The 16,176-nt window shown below is 66.7% G+C and carries 16 protein-coding genes; 10 read left to right on the top strand and 6 right to left on the bottom strand.

From position 1 onward, the window contains the following. Window positions 1-33 precede the first annotated feature (33 nt). Entirely contained in the window at window positions 34-384 is a 351-nt protein-coding gene (locus tag EX88_RS0116250; RefSeq protein ID WP_031373047.1) for a DUF1304 domain-containing protein, read from the top strand. 66 nt (window positions 385-450) lie between these two features. Here EX88_RS0116250 and EX88_RS0116245 read toward each other — a convergent pair whose 3' ends face one another. Both EX88_RS0116245 and EX88_RS0116240 read right to left on the bottom strand, forming a co-directional pair. Then, on the bottom strand, window positions 451-1,110 hold the full coding sequence (locus tag EX88_RS0116245) for a polymer-forming cytoskeletal protein (protein ID WP_152566312.1): 660 nt from the start codon (window positions 1,108-1,110) through the stop codon (window positions 451-453). Between the two features lie 260 nt (window positions 1,111-1,370). After that, window positions 1,371-1,598 (bottom strand): hypothetical protein, encoded by a 228-nt coding sequence (locus EX88_RS0116240; protein WP_031373045.1) that lies wholly within the window; start codon window positions 1,596-1,598, stop codon window positions 1,371-1,373. A gap of 303 nt (window positions 1,599-1,901) precedes the next feature. Here EX88_RS0116240 and EX88_RS25375 point away from each other — a divergent pair, with 303 nt between their 5' ends. Together EX88_RS25375 and EX88_RS0116230 are read left to right on the top strand one after the other, a co-directional pair. Beyond that, window positions 1,902-2,276, top strand: coding sequence for a hypothetical protein (locus tag EX88_RS25375; protein ID WP_081931107.1), 375 nt, complete (start codon window positions 1,902-1,904; stop codon window positions 2,274-2,276). A 196-nt stretch (window positions 2,277-2,472) separates the two neighbouring features. Then, entirely contained in the window at window positions 2,473-3,555 is a 1,083-nt protein-coding gene (locus tag EX88_RS0116230; protein WP_051885192.1) for a serine hydrolase domain-containing protein, read from the top strand. Here EX88_RS0116230 and EX88_RS0116225 read toward each other — a convergent pair. Further along, window positions 3,552-3,761 carry a hypothetical protein gene (locus EX88_RS0116225; protein ID WP_031373043.1) on the bottom strand — a complete coding sequence of 70 codons (210 nt, stop codon included), beginning with the start codon at window positions 3,759-3,761 and terminating at the stop codon, window positions 3,552-3,554. The two genes, EX88_RS0116230 and EX88_RS0116225, sit on opposite strands and share 4 nt — an antisense overlap. 439 nt (window positions 3,762-4,200) lie before the next feature. Here EX88_RS0116225 and EX88_RS0116220 point away from each other — a divergent pair, with 439 nt between their 5' ends. After that, window positions 4,201-5,376: an MFS transporter gene (locus tag EX88_RS0116220; protein WP_031373042.1), complete on the top strand. Its 1,176-nt coding sequence runs from the start codon at window positions 4,201-4,203 to the stop codon at window positions 5,374-5,376. Between the two features lie 61 nt (window positions 5,377-5,437). On the opposite strand, the gene EX88_RS0116215 is transcribed toward EX88_RS0116220, so the two are convergent. The 3 genes from EX88_RS0116215 to EX88_RS0116205 form a co-directional block, all read right to left on the bottom strand. Continuing rightward, a complete protein-coding gene (locus EX88_RS0116215; RefSeq protein WP_031373041.1) occupies window positions 5,438-5,815 on the bottom strand; it encodes a hypothetical protein in 378 nt (125 codons plus the stop codon). 77 nt (window positions 5,816-5,892) lie between these two features. Further along, window positions 5,893-6,369 (bottom strand): hotdog fold domain-containing protein, encoded by a 477-nt coding sequence (locus EX88_RS0116210; RefSeq protein ID WP_031373040.1) that lies wholly within the window; start codon window positions 6,367-6,369, stop codon window positions 5,893-5,895. A gap of 327 nt (window positions 6,370-6,696) precedes the next feature. Beyond that, window positions 6,697-9,177: an acyl-CoA dehydrogenase gene (locus EX88_RS0116205; protein WP_031373039.1), complete on the bottom strand. Its 2,481-nt coding sequence runs from the start codon at window positions 9,175-9,177 to the stop codon at window positions 6,697-6,699. Window positions 9,178-9,535: 358 nt separating this feature from the next. On the opposite strand from EX88_RS0116205, the gene EX88_RS23865 reads away from it, so the two are divergent. The 6 genes from EX88_RS23865 to EX88_RS0116175 all read left to right on the top strand — a co-directional run bounded on the left by EX88_RS23865 (window position 9,536) and on the right by EX88_RS0116175 (window position 15,980). Further along, complete coding sequence (locus EX88_RS23865) at window positions 9,536-10,189, top strand: TetR/AcrR family transcriptional regulator (RefSeq protein WP_051885191.1); 654 nt, start codon at window positions 9,536-9,538, stop codon at window positions 10,187-10,189. Between the two features lie 57 nt (window positions 10,190-10,246). Further along, window positions 10,247-12,052, top strand: coding sequence for a phosphoenolpyruvate carboxykinase (GTP) (locus EX88_RS0116195; protein ID WP_235186326.1), 1,806 nt, complete (start codon window positions 10,247-10,249; stop codon window positions 12,050-12,052). 327 nt (window positions 12,053-12,379) lie between these two features. Next, window positions 12,380-12,943 (top strand): RNA polymerase sigma factor, encoded by a 564-nt coding sequence (locus tag EX88_RS0116190; RefSeq protein WP_036149175.1) that lies wholly within the window; start codon window positions 12,380-12,382, stop codon window positions 12,941-12,943. Beyond that, window positions 12,940-13,545: a hypothetical protein gene (locus tag EX88_RS0116185; RefSeq protein ID WP_051885190.1), complete on the top strand. Its 606-nt coding sequence runs from the start codon at window positions 12,940-12,942 to the stop codon at window positions 13,543-13,545. The genes EX88_RS0116190 and EX88_RS0116185 overlap by 4 nt, the downstream gene beginning before the upstream one ends. Window positions 13,546-13,563: 18 nt before the next feature. Further along, window positions 13,564-14,526 carry a DUF4097 family beta strand repeat-containing protein gene (locus EX88_RS0116180; RefSeq protein ID WP_081931105.1) on the top strand — a complete coding sequence of 321 codons (963 nt, stop codon included), beginning with the start codon at window positions 13,564-13,566 and terminating at the stop codon, window positions 14,524-14,526. A 191-nt stretch (window positions 14,527-14,717) separates the two neighbouring features. After that, window positions 14,718-15,980, top strand: a complete 1,263-nt coding sequence (locus EX88_RS0116175; RefSeq protein ID WP_031373033.1) for an aspartyl/asparaginyl beta-hydroxylase domain-containing protein — start codon at window positions 14,718-14,720, stop codon at window positions 15,978-15,980. The last annotated feature ends 196 nt before the right edge of the window (window positions 15,981-16,176 follow it).

Here is a 16,176-nt window from a genome sequence, read left to right as displayed (position 1 = left end):
TTCCGACACTCGCCTTAGCCTAGGAGCCAGCCGATGCACTGGATCGCCGTCGCCCTGATCGTTGTGGTCGCGCTGCTGCACCTGTACTTCATGGTCCTGGAGATGTTCCTGTGGACCCGGCCGCTCGGGCTCAAGGTGTTCCGTCAGAGCCTGGAGAAGGCCGAGCAGTCGAAAGTGCTGGCAGCGAACCAGGGCCTGTACAACGGTTTCCTCGCCGCCGGCCTGATCTGGTCGCTGCTGTGCACGCGCCAGGACGTCGCCTTGTTCTTCCTGGCCTGCGTGGTGATCGCCGGCGTGTACGGTGCGGCCACGGTCAATCGCCGCATCTTCTTCATCCAGGCCTTGCCGGCCTTGCTAGGCTTTCTCGCGGTATGGCTGCACTGAGCGCGCTCGCCGCCTGGCGCGACACGGCCTGCCGTCGCAGGGGCAGGCCGAATCCGTTTTGCGGCCTCAGCCGCGCAGGATCGAATCGCCCGCGGCGAGGCGCCTGAGCACGCGGCCTTCGTCGAGCACGACGAACTCGTCGATGTCCTGGCCTTCGCGTTCGTCCGCGTCCAGGCCGTCCCATTCCTCGCGATCGAGCACGCCGTCGTCGACGAGCTCGCTGAGGCTGTGCGGAGGCAAGGGCAGGGGTTGTTCGTCGACGATGACGTAGGCGCTGGTGCGCGCCACGCGCAGGCCGTCGGCGCGGTCCAGGGTCAACCAGCCGGCATCGCCGGACAGCAGCACCGGCGCCCGCACCATGCCGGCGACATGGGCGGTGCTGTCGCCGAGGTCGGCGACCACGGCTTCGCTCGCGATCAGATCGCCGGTGACGACCAAATGGAAATCCTGGGCCACGACCAGGTTGCGGCAGCGCAGGTCGCCGAGCACGATCAGGGCGCCACGATCGTGCTCGCCGGTGCCGATCACCGCGTTGCCGGCGAGGTCGAGCGAGCCTTCGACGATCAAGAAGGCTTGGCTGGGGCGCCAGGCCGCGGCGGACGAGGCCTGGCCCCGGATCGAGGCCCAGTCGACATCCATCGCCAATAGCTCCCGTGCCTGAGCGGCGGCGGCGCCCTCGCCGATCAGCGGCAGGCGTTCGATCAATTCTCGTGCGGGAGACGACATCGTTGCGTTCCTTCGACAGGTGCGGGTCCGTGCGCGGCGGAACTGCATGCCGGGAAGCGGCTGCCGATGCGGCGCCGGAGAAGCGCGCGGTGCCATCGGCGGTACCTGTCGTACTTTACGTACGCAATTGCGTGGCCGACAGGGCCATGGTTTGTCGTAATCGGCCGAAATTGGCCGGAATGGGCTGTAGTCGGCCGTGGGCGGCCACGAGCAGTGAGTTGTCAGTCACACCGCGCTGCCGGCCGCCCGGTGTCGCCCGGTCAACCGTGCAGTTTTCTGGCCACCTCGGCGACTTCGGGGCCTTGATGACATGCTGCGTCGAGTTCGTTATCGCTGGGCTGGCGCGAACCATAACTGCCGGCGATGGTGGCGCTGCCGTAGGGCGCGCCGCCGGTGACTTCGTCCAGGCGCGTCTGCCCCGGGAAACCGTAGTTGAGGCCGACGATCACCACGCCGAAGTGGAGCCGGTGGGGGATGATCGAGAACAAGGGGCGGATTCAACCGGTCGATGCAACATTACGCGGATGATGAAGTGCCATGGAGAGAAGTCGGGGCCCTGGGCTAGCCGGGGAACTGGCCGCGCCCCCACGCTCGCGACGCAAGATGCGAAAGTCAAAGTTGGCGAGCACGGAAGGCCAACAGCGAGGACAGATCGTAGATGCTATTTCCATCAGCGAGCGCCCCTCGGAAATCGAGGATCGGGCCATCCTCGGTCATTGGGAGGTGATCCGATCACAGGGTCCAAAAACACTCACATTGCAACTGTGGTGTAACGGCAATCGCGCTTTACGATGCTTGTGAACGTCAACGGCCGCGACACGGCCAGCGTGGTATCCGCATCGACTCGCCTAGTCGGTAAGCTCCCGATGGAGCTGCGAAGGTCTCTGACCTGGGATCGTGGCGGAGAACTGGCCGGCCACAAGCAGTTCACCATCGCCACCGACGTGAAGGTCTTTCTGCGGCCCTCAAAGTCCTTGGCAACGTGGCACCAACGAAACACCAACGGTTTGCTCGGACAGTACTTCCCGAAGGGGACCGAACTGTCGATCCATTGCCAAGTCGAGCTGACTAGGATTGCCTTGCGCTTAAACCAGCGTCCGAGAAAGACGCTGGGATTCGTGACGCCAGCCTGTAAGCCGAGCGCAGCTGTTGCGTTGACCGGTTGAACCCGCCCCCCTTTTGTTGCAACCTCCCCAAAGCCCATAAGCCAAACCCGCCTCCTGGCATGGCCCCATCCAGCCACAGCCATGAAGATGCGGGTCGCGCTCGGGCCCAAGGATCGAAAGAACGCGTCAGACCCAAAGTGTTCCGTCACCGATCCGGTGGACGGCACCGACACCGCACTCAACGGGGGGCCAATCTGTGCGACGTATCCTGAAGTACCTCGGCATCGCCTTACTTGCCGCCTTGGCGGTATCGCTTGTACTGGGCCTTCGCCCCTTCATCGACCGGGATGCACCCGCCACCCATCCCCTCCCCCTCGCGCAAGCTCCGCTGCCTCCAGAGCAGGCGAAGACGCTCGAGAACTACATAAGGACCGAGGCGGACGGCATCGATGCTTTCGTTGTGCTGCGCGGCGAAACGGTGCTGATGGAGTACGGGGAGGTCGGCACGCCCATGAACCTGGCGTCCGCGCGCAAGAGCATCCTCAGCCTGCTGTTCGGTGTGGCGGTCGACCGCGGGCTGATCGATGTGAACGAGACGCTCGGAGCGCTCGGGATCGACGAGAGCCGGACGCCCCTCACGCAGACGGAGAAGCAAGCCACTATCGAGCACCTCCTTCAAGCCAGGTCAGGCATCTACCTGCCCTCTGGCGCGGAGACGGTAGAAATCAAGGAAGGCCGCCCGCAGCGCGGCCAGTTCGCGCCGGGCGCGAACTACTTCTACAACAACTGGGACTTCAACGTTCTGGGCGCCATCTTCGAACGCAAGACGGGGCTGTCCATTGGCGAGGCCATCGATACCTGGCTGGCCACACCCCTGGGCATGCAGGACTTCAACCGCGAGCACGTGATCTATGACAATCGCGGCTCCGACTCCGATTACAGAACCTATCGCATCCACATGAGCGCGCGCGACCTTGCGCGGCTTGGGGCGCTGGTAGCGCAAGAGGGCCTGTGGAACGGGAAGCGGGTCGTCTCGGCCGAGTGGATAGCCAAGAGCACCACGTCGTATTCCGCCACGCAGAACCCGGTCTACGACGGGTTCGGCTACTCCTGGTGGTTGAACTCCGAGCTCAAGGCCGTGCACGCCGACGGCTGGGGCGGCCAGTACCTGCTGGTGGATCCGGCGCGGGAACTGACGTTGGTGGCGCGACGGGATACGGGGAACTCGATTCTGGGCTACCTGATCTTCAGCCAGTTCCAGAAGCAGGGGCATCCTTCGGACATAAAGAAGTTGTACAAGCTTGTGCGGGATGTGCCGGCGATGAGTGGCGTGCGCTAGTTCGAGCCTGCGGAGAAGAACGGGGATTGGGGCGGTACGCAACTGTCGGCGAGCTCGGCGAGCTCGGCGATCTTCGCGATCGGCGCCTGCTGGTCGAACTTGTAGTGCGACTTGCGTGCGACCTCGTCAGGCACCAGTTCGGGCGCGCGCTTGATGTCGACCTGCGCGCCGGCTTCGCGCGCGCCCTCGGCGACGGCCTGCGCCATCGTCTCGATGTGGCCATAGGCCGAGTGGGGGCACCAGGATCTTCGCCATCGCAGCAGCCTCGTCGCCGAATAGGGCATCGAGCCTAGGCCGGCGCGGTTCGGGGGCGGGTGAGGGGCGGTGGCGCGACGCGACGGCGATCGCGCGGAGCTCGCGACACAGGCCCGACAGCTTGCCGCATCCTTTCGCCGTCGACTAGCGCGCGATCCGGGATTGACAGTCCCGAATCGTCGTTGCCCAGCGAACGCACGCAACGGTGCGGCCTGCGGCCATCGTTCGCTGTCCGGAACGATGAAAGCATGGCGATGCGGTTTATCCGCGCGCCGCGATTTTCTAGATTGGGCCCATGCGCCGCACACGGCGCGCCGCGATCTTTCCTCCTCATCCTTCCGCGCCGGCCCGATCGATCGGGCCGTTGCGTCTTCGTCTCCGGAGTCTGTCGTGCTACTGCCTCTTCTATTGCTGTCGGCGGCCGGTTTTACCGTGCTGACGACCGAATTCATTCTGGTCGGCCTGCTGCCGTCGTTGGCGCGCGATCTCGGCGTCAGCGTGTCGCAGGCCGGCTTGCTGGTGACCTTGTTCGCCTTCGCGGTCGCCGCCAGCGGTCCGTTCCTGACCGCTTACTTTTCGCGCTTCGAACGCAAGCGTTTGTTCATCGTGGTGCTGTTGTTGTTTGCGGCCTCGAACGCAGTCGCGGCGATGGCGCCCAACCTCGGCGTGATGGCGTTGGCGCGCTTGATCCCGGCGCTGGGCGTGCCGGTGTTCTGGGCGCTGGCCAGCGAGACCGCGGTCGACCTGGCCGGCCAGGAGCGTGCCGGCCGCGCGATCTCGGTGATTTCCTTCGGCGTGATCTGCGCCACCGTGATCGGCGTGCCGACCGGTACCCTGATCGCCGATGCCTTCGGCTGGCGCGCGGCCTTCGTCGCCCTGTCGATCGCTTCGCTGTTGAAGGCGACCTTGCTGTTCGTGTTCCTGCCGGACAGCCGCATGGACAAACCGCAAGTGAAGCTGAGCCAGCAGTTCCGGGTGCTGCGCGATCCGCGCGTGAGCGGGCATGTGCTGCTGTCGGTCTTGTTGTTCACCGGCATGTTCACCGCCTACACCTATTTGGCCGACATGTTCGAGCGCCTGGCCGGGTTCAACGGCTCGGTGGTCGGCTGGGCGCTGATGGCGTTCGGCGCGGTTGGCCTGATCGGCAACACCCTCGGCGGCCGCATCGTCGACCGCAATCCGCTGGCCGCCTCGATGATCTTCAGCGTACCGATGGCGCTCGGTCTGGTGCTGGTGGTGCCGTCGATCCACTCGCTGCCGCTGTTCGCCGCCACGCTCGCGCTGTGGGGCGTCACCCAGGCGGCCTTGTTCCCGGTCAGCCATGTGCGGGTGATGAAGTCCGCGCCCGAGGCACCGGCGTTCGCCGCGTCGCTGAACATTTCCGGCGCCAACCTCGGCATCGGCGTCGGCGCCATCGTCGGTGGCCGCGTGATCGATGCGATCGGCGTCGGCGGCCTGGGTTATGCGGCCGCGGCGATCGTGGGGGTGTCGGTGCTGGTGGGGGTAGGGCTTATGTCGATGGGTGCACGGCCGGAGCCGGTCGAAGCGGTCGATGGCGCGATCTGAGCGGCGAGGGGGCGTGCGGTTCGCTTAAGCGAATCGTGCGGTCCCGGTCGTATCGGCCGGCTCAGACGAGCAGGGGCATGGCGAAAATCGTCGCCCCCAGCACGAACAACACGGTCAGCGCGTGCACCATCGGCCGATTGATCCGCAGGAACACGAACTGCTCGATCGTCCGCCCGACCCAGAACAGCGACATGCCGATCAGCAGCGCGCGGCCGAGTGCAGTGGTGTGCAGTTCGTCGGTATAGACGAAGCACAACACCGCGATGCCGAGCAGTATGTAAATCAGGCGCAGGTTGAGGATCTGCAGGATCGCGCGGTCGGCGACGGTGGCGGTCTGCAGGCTGCGGCGCCAGCCGAACAGTTTCCAGAACGCCATGTGGAAGACGGCGAAGGCCAGGCTGTGCAGGCCGCCGAGCCAAATCCAGGCGTTTGCGCTCATGACGAGTCTCCCGGTGCGATTGTTCCCGGTTGGATGCTACGCCGGGTCGCGGCCGCGAGCTGTGCCGGGAGCGCGAATCAGCCGCGCTTGGGCTTGGGCGAGACGCGCATCGCGATGCGGGCGCGAAACACCGCGTCGCCGGTGGGGTCGGTGACGACGACGTCGACCGGCAGGTCGTAGGCCTGGTCGGATTCGACGATGGGCGCGGCCGGGGTGGCGACGGCGCGGACGCTGCCGACCGCCTTCTTGAGGTATTCCACGCTCATGCCGACCGGGATCCAGCGCATCGAGCGCGGGATGCTGACGTCGGTCATGACGCCGCCGGTAAGCTCGGCCAGGTTGCACATGGCGATGGCGTGCACGGTGCCGAGGTGATTGGTGATCTTGCGGCGATGGCGCATGGTCGCGCTGCAGCGGCCGGGTTCGAGCGACTCGAAGCGCGGCGAGATGCTGGCGAAGTAGGGCGCGTTCCAGCAGATGGCGCGCGAGAACAGCCAGTGGCCGGCCGGCCAGCGGGTCATCTTCTTGTACAGCTTCAGGACGTCGGTGCTCATGGGCGATGGCCGGATGGGTGGTGGAAGGGGCGTGCGTTATTGCTTGCCGTTGTCCCCGCGCAGGCGGGGTGAATGGATGCGTTTGCGAGCCACTGGCTCGCGCATCCATGAACGCCAGAGTGCTGTGCGCCCTGGCCGGGCGGCAGAGACTTCAGAGCCATGTCGCGATGGAGCCCTGGATCCTCTCGTTCGCAGGGATGACGGCAGGAAAAGGCGCAGTGCGATCTGGGGCGTCTGAAACCAAGTGACCGATGCCGGAAACCGAAACGGCGGACCCGAGGGCCCGCCGTTTCCATTCATGCCGCGTGTCGCATGCGAGGCCTGCGCTTATGCCGCGGCGCGCGCGTCGCCGTGGTCGGCTGCGTGCTGCGCCTTGTAGCCGGCCGAACGCAGCTCGGCGGCGTCGAAGTCGTCGACGCTGATCGCATCGATGGTCATCTCGCGCAGCTCTTCGAGTTGCTTGCGTTCTTCGGCGGTGATCCAGCCTTCGCGCACGCCCTCGTCGAGCTGGCTCGGGAAGTCCAGCGCTTCGATGTCGCTGTTCTTGAGGGCCTTGAGGAACTTGCGCTCGACCGGCTCGGCCAGGATGACCTTCTGCAGGTAGCTGTTGATGCGGCCGGCCGGGTTGTTCTCGCAGGGGGTGATGAACAGACCCTCGGCGAGACGGTCGCGCGCATCGTTCGGCGACATTAGCAAGGACGCGGCGCGGTGGCCGAGGCGGTCGCTCGGCGCCTGGGCGCGGCGGCCCCAGGGGAAGATCAGCGCCCACAGCAGCCAGCCGACCGGACGGATCGGGAAGTTGCGCAACGCGCCCGACAGCGCCAGCTCGATCTTGTGCACGGCGTCGTGGAAGGCCCAGGCCAGCAGCGGCTGGTCGCCGGCCGGACGGCCCTGGTCTTCGTAACGCTTGAGCATGCTGCTGGCGATGTAGAGCTGGCTCAGCACGTCGCCGAGGCGGCCCGACAGCGATTCCTTGAACTTGAGCTTGCCGCCGAGCAGCAGCATCGAAGTGTCAGCCATCACCGCCAAGGTCGCCGAATAACGGTTGAGCTTGCGGTAGTAGCGGCGGGTGTAAGCGTCGCCCGGGGCGGCGCCGATGCGCGCGGCGGTCAGGCCGTACCACCAGCTGCGCACGGCGTTGGAGATGGCGAAACCGATGTGGCCGAACAGGTTCTTGTCGAACTCGCGCAGGCGCTCGGTCTCGTCGGGCAGCATCGCCGCCTTCATTTCCTTGAGCACCCACGGGTGGCACAGAATCGCGCCCTGGCCGAAGATCATCAGCGAGCGCGTCATGATGTTCGCGCCTTCCACCGTGATCATGATCGGCAGCGCCTGCCAGTTGCGGCCGGCGTAGTTCTTCGGCCCCAGGATGATGCCCTTGCCGCCGTGGATGTCCATGACGTCCTTGGCGACTTCGCGGGCCATCTCGGTGCAGTGGTACTTGGCGATGGTCGAAGGCACGGCCGGGTTTTCGCCGCGCGCGACCGCGGCGGCGGTGGCCTGCGACAAAGCGCTGACCGCGAAGGCATGGCCGGCGATGCGCGCCAGCGCTTCCTCGACGCCTTCGAAGCGGCCGACCGACAGGCCGAACTGCTTGCGGATGCGGGCGTAGGCGCCGGTGACGATGGCGCCCATCTTGGCGCCGCCGCTGCCCGAGGAGGGCAGGGTGATCGAGCGGCCGATCGACAGGCATTCGACCAGCATCTGCCAGCCCTTGCCGGCGTAGGCTTCGCCGCCGATCAGCTGGCTCAGCGGGATGAACACTTCCTTGCCGCGGACCGGGCCGTTCTGGAAGGTGCAATTGAGCGGGAAGTGGCGACGGCCGACTTCGACGCCGGCGGTGTCGCGCGGCAGCAGCGCCAGGGTGATGCCGATGTCGCGCTTGTCGCCGATCAGGCCGTCCGGGTCGTACATGCGGAAGGCCAGGCCGATCAGGGTCGCGACCGGGGCCAGGGTGATATAGCGCTTGTCGAAGGTCAGCTTGACGCCGACCACGCGCGCGCCGTTCCAGTCGCCCATGGTGACGATGCCGAAGTCCGGGATCGAGGTCGCATCCGAACCGGCCCAGGGGCCGGTCAGGCCGAAGCAGGGCACTTCACGGCCGTCGGCGAGGCGCGGCAGGTAGTGATCCTTCTGTTCCTGGGTGCCGTAATGCATCAACAGCTCGGCCGGGCCGAGCGAATTCGGCACGCCGACGGTCGAGCTGACCACGCTGGACACCGAAGCGAGCTTCTGGATCACCTTGTGGTTGGCGAGCGCGGTGAAGCCCAGGCCGCCGTATTCCTTCGGGATGTTGAGGCCGAAGAACTTGTTCTTCTTGATGTAGCCCCACAGCTCCGGCGACAGATCGGCATCGATGTGGGTGATCTGCCAATCGTTGGTCATCTTGCACAGTTCTTCGACCGGGCCGTCGAGGAAGGCTTGTTCCTCGGCGCTCAGCACCGGCTTGGGCTGGGACAGCAGTTGCTGCCAGTCGGGCTTGCCAGAGAACAACTCGCCTTCGAACCCGACCGTGCCGGCCTCGAGCGCGGTGCGCTCGGTTTCCGACAGCGGCGGCAGGATCTTGGTGTAGAAGCCGAGCAGCGGCTTGGTGATCAGCGGCAGGCGGATCGCCGGCACCAGCAGCGGCACCGCGATCAGCGCGACCAGGGCCGCGGCGACGATGGTCGCGACGGGGTTGGCGCCCAGCAGGTAACAGCCCACCAGCACCGTCGCGGTCAGCGCGGCCCAGACCGGCAGGCGCAGGCGGTGATAGGCGGCGATGGCGCCGACCAGAAGGAAGGCAAGGAAGGGGATCGCGATACTCATGGCGGCGCTCCGGAGGATGCGGCTAAGACTCAAGCTGAGATTCAAGCTAATGGGGCATGTGTGATGTCAGTGCGGATAGCGATGCTCCCTGGCGGCAAGCCGATCGGCATTCAAACGCTGGCATCAAACACTTAACATACGGCCGAGTATGGAATCGCCGTTTCGAGCTGTCAACCGAGGCGGGAATCGGGAATCGAGAATCGGCAATCGGCGTTGGGCAGGCAGGCCGGCGCGGATTCTCTGAATTGGGCTGCAGCTCTTTATTTGAACGATTCCCGACTCCCCATTCCCGATTCCCGTCGTTTTTGCTGCACTGCGTACTGTTCCCGACCGTGGCGTATGGTTAAACTTGTCATCCATGAACCAGCCTGCCTCGAACAAGCCCGAGCCGAAGCTCGACACCCCGCCCGCCGTCTCGGCCGCCGACGCCAAGCCGGAGGCCAAGCCTGAGCGCAGCGGCCGCCTCAGCGCCGACGACTGGGCCCAGGCCGCCCTCGACTTGATCGCCGAACAAGGCGTCGCTGCGGTAGCGGTCGAACCGCTCGCGCGCCGTCTCGGCGTCACCAAGGGCAGCTTCTACTGGCACTTCCCGTCGCGCGATGCGTTGCTCGTCGCCGCGCTGGAGCGCTGGGAAAAAGTCGAGCAGGAAACCGTGTTCGGCCAGCTCGAGCCGATTCCCGATCCGCGCCAGCGCCTGCGTTCGCTGTTCCACCTCGTCGCCCACGAGGTCAAGTCGCACATCATCTATTCCGAGTTGCTCAAGGCGCTGGACCATCCCGCCGTGCAGCCGGTGATCGGGCGCGTTTCCGAACGCCGCCTGGATTACCTCACCGCCTCCTTCCGCCAGGCCGGCCTCAGCCGCACCGATGCCCAGCATCGTGCGCGCCTGCTCTATGCCGCCTATGTCGGCTTCCTGCAACTGAACCTGCAGTTGCACCAGACCCGCATGCAACACGACGAATTCGAGGCCTATGTCGAGCACATGATGGCCACGCTGATTCCTTCGTCATGAACCTTGTTTCCACTTGATTCGCTTTTTTTCCCGTTCCCCCGGCTGGAGAGCAATGCCGTGAATGCCAATTTGAAAGACGCCGCCCCCGCGACTGCCGTGCCGGGGAGCGCGGGCAGTCTGCTGGTCGCACTCAACGAATGGGTCGCGCAAGTCGCCGCGCTGACCCGTCCCGACAAGATTCACTGGTGCGATGGCAGCGATGCCGAATACGACGCTCTGGTCGCCCGGATGCTGGCCGACGGCACCCTCGAAACGCTGAATCAGGACACGCACCCGGGCAGCTATCTGCACCGCTCGCATCCCGACGACGTGGCCCGGGTCGAACACCTGACCTTCGTCTGCACCGACGAGCGCGAAGACGCCGGTCCGAACAACCACTGGATGGCGCCGGCGCAGGCGCACGCCCAGATGGACGCCCTGTTCGACGGTTGCATGCGCGGCCGCACCCTGTACGTGATTCCGTACTGCATGGGCCCGATCGATTCGCCGCTGGCGCGTTGCGGCGTGGAGATCACCGACTCGCCGTACGTGGTCGCCAACATGCGCGTGATGACGCGCATGGGCGCGCAGGCGCTGGCCCGCATCGAGCGCGAAGGCAGCTTCGTGCGCGGCCTGCACTCGATCGGCGAGCTCGATCCCGAACGCCGTTTCATCATGCATTTCCCCGACGAACTGGCGATCAAGTCGTTCGGTTCGGGCTATGGTGGTAATGCCTTGCTCGGCAAGAAGTGCCACGCGCTGCGCATCGCCTCGCACCAGGCGCGCAACGAAGGCTGGCTCGCCGAACACATGCTGATCGTCGGCATCGAGAACCCGCTCGGCGAGACCCATTACGTCGCCGCCGCGTTCCCGTCGGCCTGCGGCAAGACCAACCTGGCCATGTTGATTCCGCCGGAAGGCTATCGCCACGCCGGCTGGAAGGTGTGGACGGTCGGCGACGACATCTGCTGGATGCGTCCCGGCGCCGATGGCCGCCTGTACGCGATCAATCCCGAAGCCGGTTATTTCGGCGTCGCGCCCGGCACCTCGGCCAAGTCGAACCCGAACGCGCTCAAGTCGATCCAGAGCAACACCATCTTTACCAACGTCGGCGTGACCGCCGACGGCCAGCCGTGGTGGGAAGGCCTCGACAACGGGCAGACGCCGGTCACCGACTGGCGCGGCAACCCGTATGACGCCGCCAAGGGCCCGGCCGCGCATCCGAACGCACGCTTCACCGTGTCGGCCAAGCAGTGCCCGAGCTACTCGCCGGAAGCGGAAAACCCGGCCGGCGTGCCGATCTCGGCGATCGTGTTCGGCGGCCGCCGCGCATCGCTGGTGCCGCTGGTGTTCGAGGCCCGCGACTGGACCCACGGCGTGCTGGTCGGCGCCGCGATGGGCTCGGAAACCACCGCTGCCGCGACCGGCGCGGTCGGCGTGATGCGCCGCGACCCGATGGCGATGAAGCCGTTCTGCGGCTACAACTTCGCCGACTACTTCAACCACTGGCTGTCGTTCGACCGCGACGGCGCGCAGCTGCCGAAGGTCTTCCACGTCAACTGGTTCCGCAAGGGCGACGACGGCAAGTTCCTGTGGCCGGGCTTCGGCGACAACCTGCGCGTGATCGAGTGGATGATCGGCCGGGTCAAGGGCGAGGCCGGCGCCACCGAAACGCCGATCGGCCACCTGCCGGATGCGCAGGACCTCAATCTCGCCGGCGTCAGCCTCAGCGACGAGGCCTACGCCAAGCTGTTCGGCTTCGACCATGCCGGTTGGAGCGCCGAGTTCGACAGCATCGGCGACTACCTGCGCGAGTATGGCCCGCGCATGCCGCAGGCCCTGCACGACGAGCAGCAGCGGATCGCTGCAGTGCTGAAGGGCTGAGGCCGTAGCCTAGGAACGAGTGGAGAGGAACGAGTAACGAGTGGGCCGCAGTCGAGCCTGCTCGGGGCTCGTTCCTCTTTCGTTTCCGGCTCGGCGGGCGCATCGCTGGGCCAAGCACGGGCTGGCCACGGCGCCTGTCGTTGCCCGTTCCTGGTACCTCGGTCTCCCCCATTTCCGGCTTCCCGGCCGAGGACTTCCGCCGGGCCAGGGGAGGGGGCTGCCCGGCGACGCCCCTCGTTCCTCGTTCCTGATCTCTCGTTCCTGCCTTTAAACCCTGAGCCCCGACTCCGCATCGGACTCAGTATGCTGACCGCCGTGAACGACCACATGCCAGACACCGCAGCCTCGATCGAAGTCGACGACGACCGTGCCCTGGTTGCCGCCGCGGCGGCCGGCGGCGTCGCCGCCTTCGAAGCGCTCTACCGCCGGCACGCCGGTCGGGTCCAGGGTGTGATCGCCCGTCTGGTCGGTTACCACGGCGCCCGCGCCGAGGACCTGACCCAGGAAGCTTTCGTCCGCGCCTGGCAGGCCCTGCCGAACTTCCGCTTCGAATCGGCGTTCGGCACCTGGCTGCACCGGCTGGCGGTCAATACCGCCCTGATGGAGCTGCGCGGACGGCGCAGCCGGCCGTTCGAGGACAGCGACGAGGACGCTTTCGAGCTGATCGGCAGCGTCGACTCGGCCGGTCATGTGATGGCCTTGTCGATGGATCTGGAACGCGCCGTCGCTACGCTGCCGCCCCGCGCCCGTGCCGTGTTGGTGCTGTACGACGTCGAAGGCTGGAAGCATGAGGAGATCGCCGCCGAGCTCGGCATGGCGGTCGGCAGTTCCAAAGCACAGTTGCATCGCGCCCGCAGTCTGCTGCGGTCGCGACTTGGAGAGCAGGCATGAGCGACCACAACCGAACCCCAGAAGCGAACACCCCGGAAGGTGAGCTGCCCGACGCCTTGCGTTGGCAGCTGCGTGCGCTGCGCCGGGATGCGCCGCCGACGCGCGATCTGTGGCCCGGCATCGCCGCGCGCCTCGGCGAGCAGGCCCCGCCGGCCGCCGCGCAGACGCCGGTTGTTGCCGCCGAAGCGCAAGCCACCGCGCCGGTGACCGCCCTGCGAGCGCGTGAAACCACCCGCAACCGTTGGATGGCGCCGTTCGCGCTGGCGGCCAGTGTCGCCGCATTGGCGATCGGCATCGCCGGGCAGTACCGCGCCCAGCCCGAAACGTCGGTGCCGGTCGCCGCTCAGGCCAAGGCGCCTGCCAGCCTGGTCCAGCGCGAAGCCGACGGCATGACCCGCCAATACCAGGCCGCGATCCGCGAGATCGCCCCGGCCACCGAACAAGCGAAAGTGATGCAGCCGGCGTTCGACGAACTCGACCGCAACGCCGCGCTGATTCTCGATGCGCTCGCCCACGACCCCGATTCGCGACTGTTGCTCGAACAACTGCGCCGCACTTACGCCCGCCGCCTCGCGCTCGCACAGCGCGTGGTCTACACCTGATCCACGGAGGACGCCACGATGACCACCGCTCACCCCCGCAACCGCAGCGCTCTCCGCAATCGCCGCCATATCGCTCCCGTGCTCGGCCTGTTGGCATTGGCCCTGGTCGCGGCGATGCCGGCCTGCGCCGCGACGCCGATCAACGAGACCCGTCCGCTCGACCCGATGGGCAGCATCGACATCGACAACGTCAAAGGCCTGATCCAGGTCCGCGCCTGGGACCGACCCGAGGTCAGGATCGAGGGCAGCCTCGGCGAAGGCGTCGAGAAGCTCGAGATCGAAGGCGACCGCGAGCATCTGTCGATCAAGGTTCGCTACCCCAACCGCGGCAGCGGCATGGGCTTCCTGGTCGGCGGCGACAAGAGCGAGCCGACCGAGCTGCGCCTGACCGTGCCGCTGCAGGCCAAGCTGGAGATCGATGCGGTCTCGGCCACCGTCGACGTCAACGGCGTCGCGCCGCGCGACCTCAGCATCGACAGCGTCAGCGGCGATGTGATCGTCGCCGCGGCCCCGCGCGAGGCCGAAATCGAAAGTGTCAGCGGCGACCTGCGCCTGACCCTCAACAGCGCGAAAGTCTCGGCCCAGACCGTCAGCGGCGACCTCAGTCTGCGCGGCCGGCTCAACGGCGAGGTCGACATCGAGACTGTGTCCGGCAAGGTCGACGTGACCACCCGCGAATCGCGCCTGGCCAAGCTGTCGGGCAATTCCGTGTCGGGCGACCTGCGCGTGACCGGGGCCCTCGCCGACGGCGGTGAGATCTCGCTGGAAACGGTCAGCGGCGACGTCCGCCTGTCGCTGCCGCGCGCGCTGTCGGCGACCGTGCGCGGACAGAGCTTCAGCGGCGACCTGAGCGCGCCCGATGCGCAGATCGTCCGGCCCAAGCACGGCCCGGGTTCGAGCTTCGAGCACCGCTACGGCAACGGCAGCGGTTCGATCAAGATCGAGACCTTCTCCGGCGACGCGACGCTGGAGCTGAACTGAGCGCTGTGCACGCGCCGGGATTGCCGGAATCGCCTATTCCTCCGGCTCGCGGGCCGTAACCGCGGCCACTCTGTGCGGCGCAACGCCGCCGGTGTATGTTCCTCGCCTAGGCGCGCCAGCCGCGCCATCGATGCAGTGCCGATCGCGCCCCAGGGACGCGGTCGCAGTTCCGTCCGGCGAGGGAAGCGGTCTTGAACGAACAGGTCAATCAACTCGTCCAGGCCGCCGGCCTGGCCTCGCGCGCGGGCCGCTGGCAGGAAGCCGAAGCGCTCTGGAGCCAGGTGCGCAGCCTCGCGCCGCAGCACCCGCAGGCCCTCTACAGCCTCGGCATCCACGCCCTGCAGCGCGGCGACACCCGCGGCGCGGTCGAACTGCTGCAGGCCGCGCATCGCGCCGCGCCGAACGATCCGATGATCCTGCTCTCGATCGGCATGGTCGAACGCGAACGCGGCGACGCCACCGCCGAGTGGGAGGCGATCAGCGCCGCGCTCGTCGCCGATCCGTATTTCCTGGCCGGCCTGCTGGCCAAGGCCGCCTTCCTCGAACGCACCGGCAAGTCGCGGGCGGCGGCGCAGGCCTATCGCAACGCCTTGACGGTCGCGCTGCCGGAGCCGCATTGGCCGGACATGCTGAAGACCCAGTTGCTCCACGCCAAGAGCAAGGTCCAGCAGTATTCCGACGAGTTCAGCGAGTTTCTCGCCCATCGCGTCGGCGGTCCGCGCGCCGCGCTGGAGGCCGGCGTGCATGGTCGCTGGGACGAGGCCGCCTCGATCATGGTCGGGCGCAGCAAGCCGTATCACTCCGATTGCAACCAACTGTGCATACCGCGGCTGCCGGCGATTCCGTTCTACGACCGCGCCCAGTTCCCCTGGGTGCCCGAACTGGAAGCGCGCACCTACGACATCCAACGCGAGATGCGCGAGGTGCTGCGCAACGAGCAGGCCGAGTTCACGCCCTATATCGAGTACCAGCCCGGCGACCCGGTCAACCAGTGGCAGGAGCTCAACCACTCGCGGCGCTGGAGCACCTACAAACTGTGGAGCTACGCGCAGCCGGTGCACGAGCACTTGGCGCTGTGCCCGCAGACCCGCGCCGCGCTGGAAGCGGTGGAAATGGCCCAGATTGCCGACGTCTGCCCGAACGCGATGTTTTCGGCGTTGGCGCCGCACACCCACATCCCGCCGCACCACGGCGAGACCAATGCGCGCTTGGTCGTGCATCTGCCGCTGATCGTGCCCGAGCGTTGCCGCTACCGGGTCGGTTTCGAGCGGCGCGAGTGGAAGGTCGGCGAAGTGCTGATCTTCGACGACTCGATCGAGCACGAGGCGCACAACGACAGCGACGAACTGCGCGTGGTGTTGATCTTCGACGTCTGGAACCCGCTGCTGTCGTTGGCCGAACGCGACATGGTCGACGCGATGATGCGTGCGCACCGGGATTTCCTGGCGGGCTGACGAGTGATCGCGATGGGGCGGGGCGCCGGGTTGGTGCTTGGCCCGGCTGGGTGCTGTTCCAGTTTCAGATTCGTTGCTAGCCCAGCCTAGCTCTAGCCTTGACCGTGGCCTCGGTATTTGCCGCAGCCGTTGCTGTTGCTGTTGCCGTAATGATTTTGCTGTTGCTGTGCGCCGATTCGCACTAGCGAAGGCAATC

Origin of the sequence: Lysobacter antibioticus, from assembly GCF_000731095.1 — a bacterium.
Classification (GTDB): domain Bacteria; phylum Pseudomonadota; class Gammaproteobacteria; order Xanthomonadales; family Xanthomonadaceae; genus Lysobacter; species Lysobacter antibioticus_B.
The sequence above is the reverse complement of the archived record's forward strand: the minus strand, read 5'-3'. Positions and strand labels throughout refer to the sequence as shown.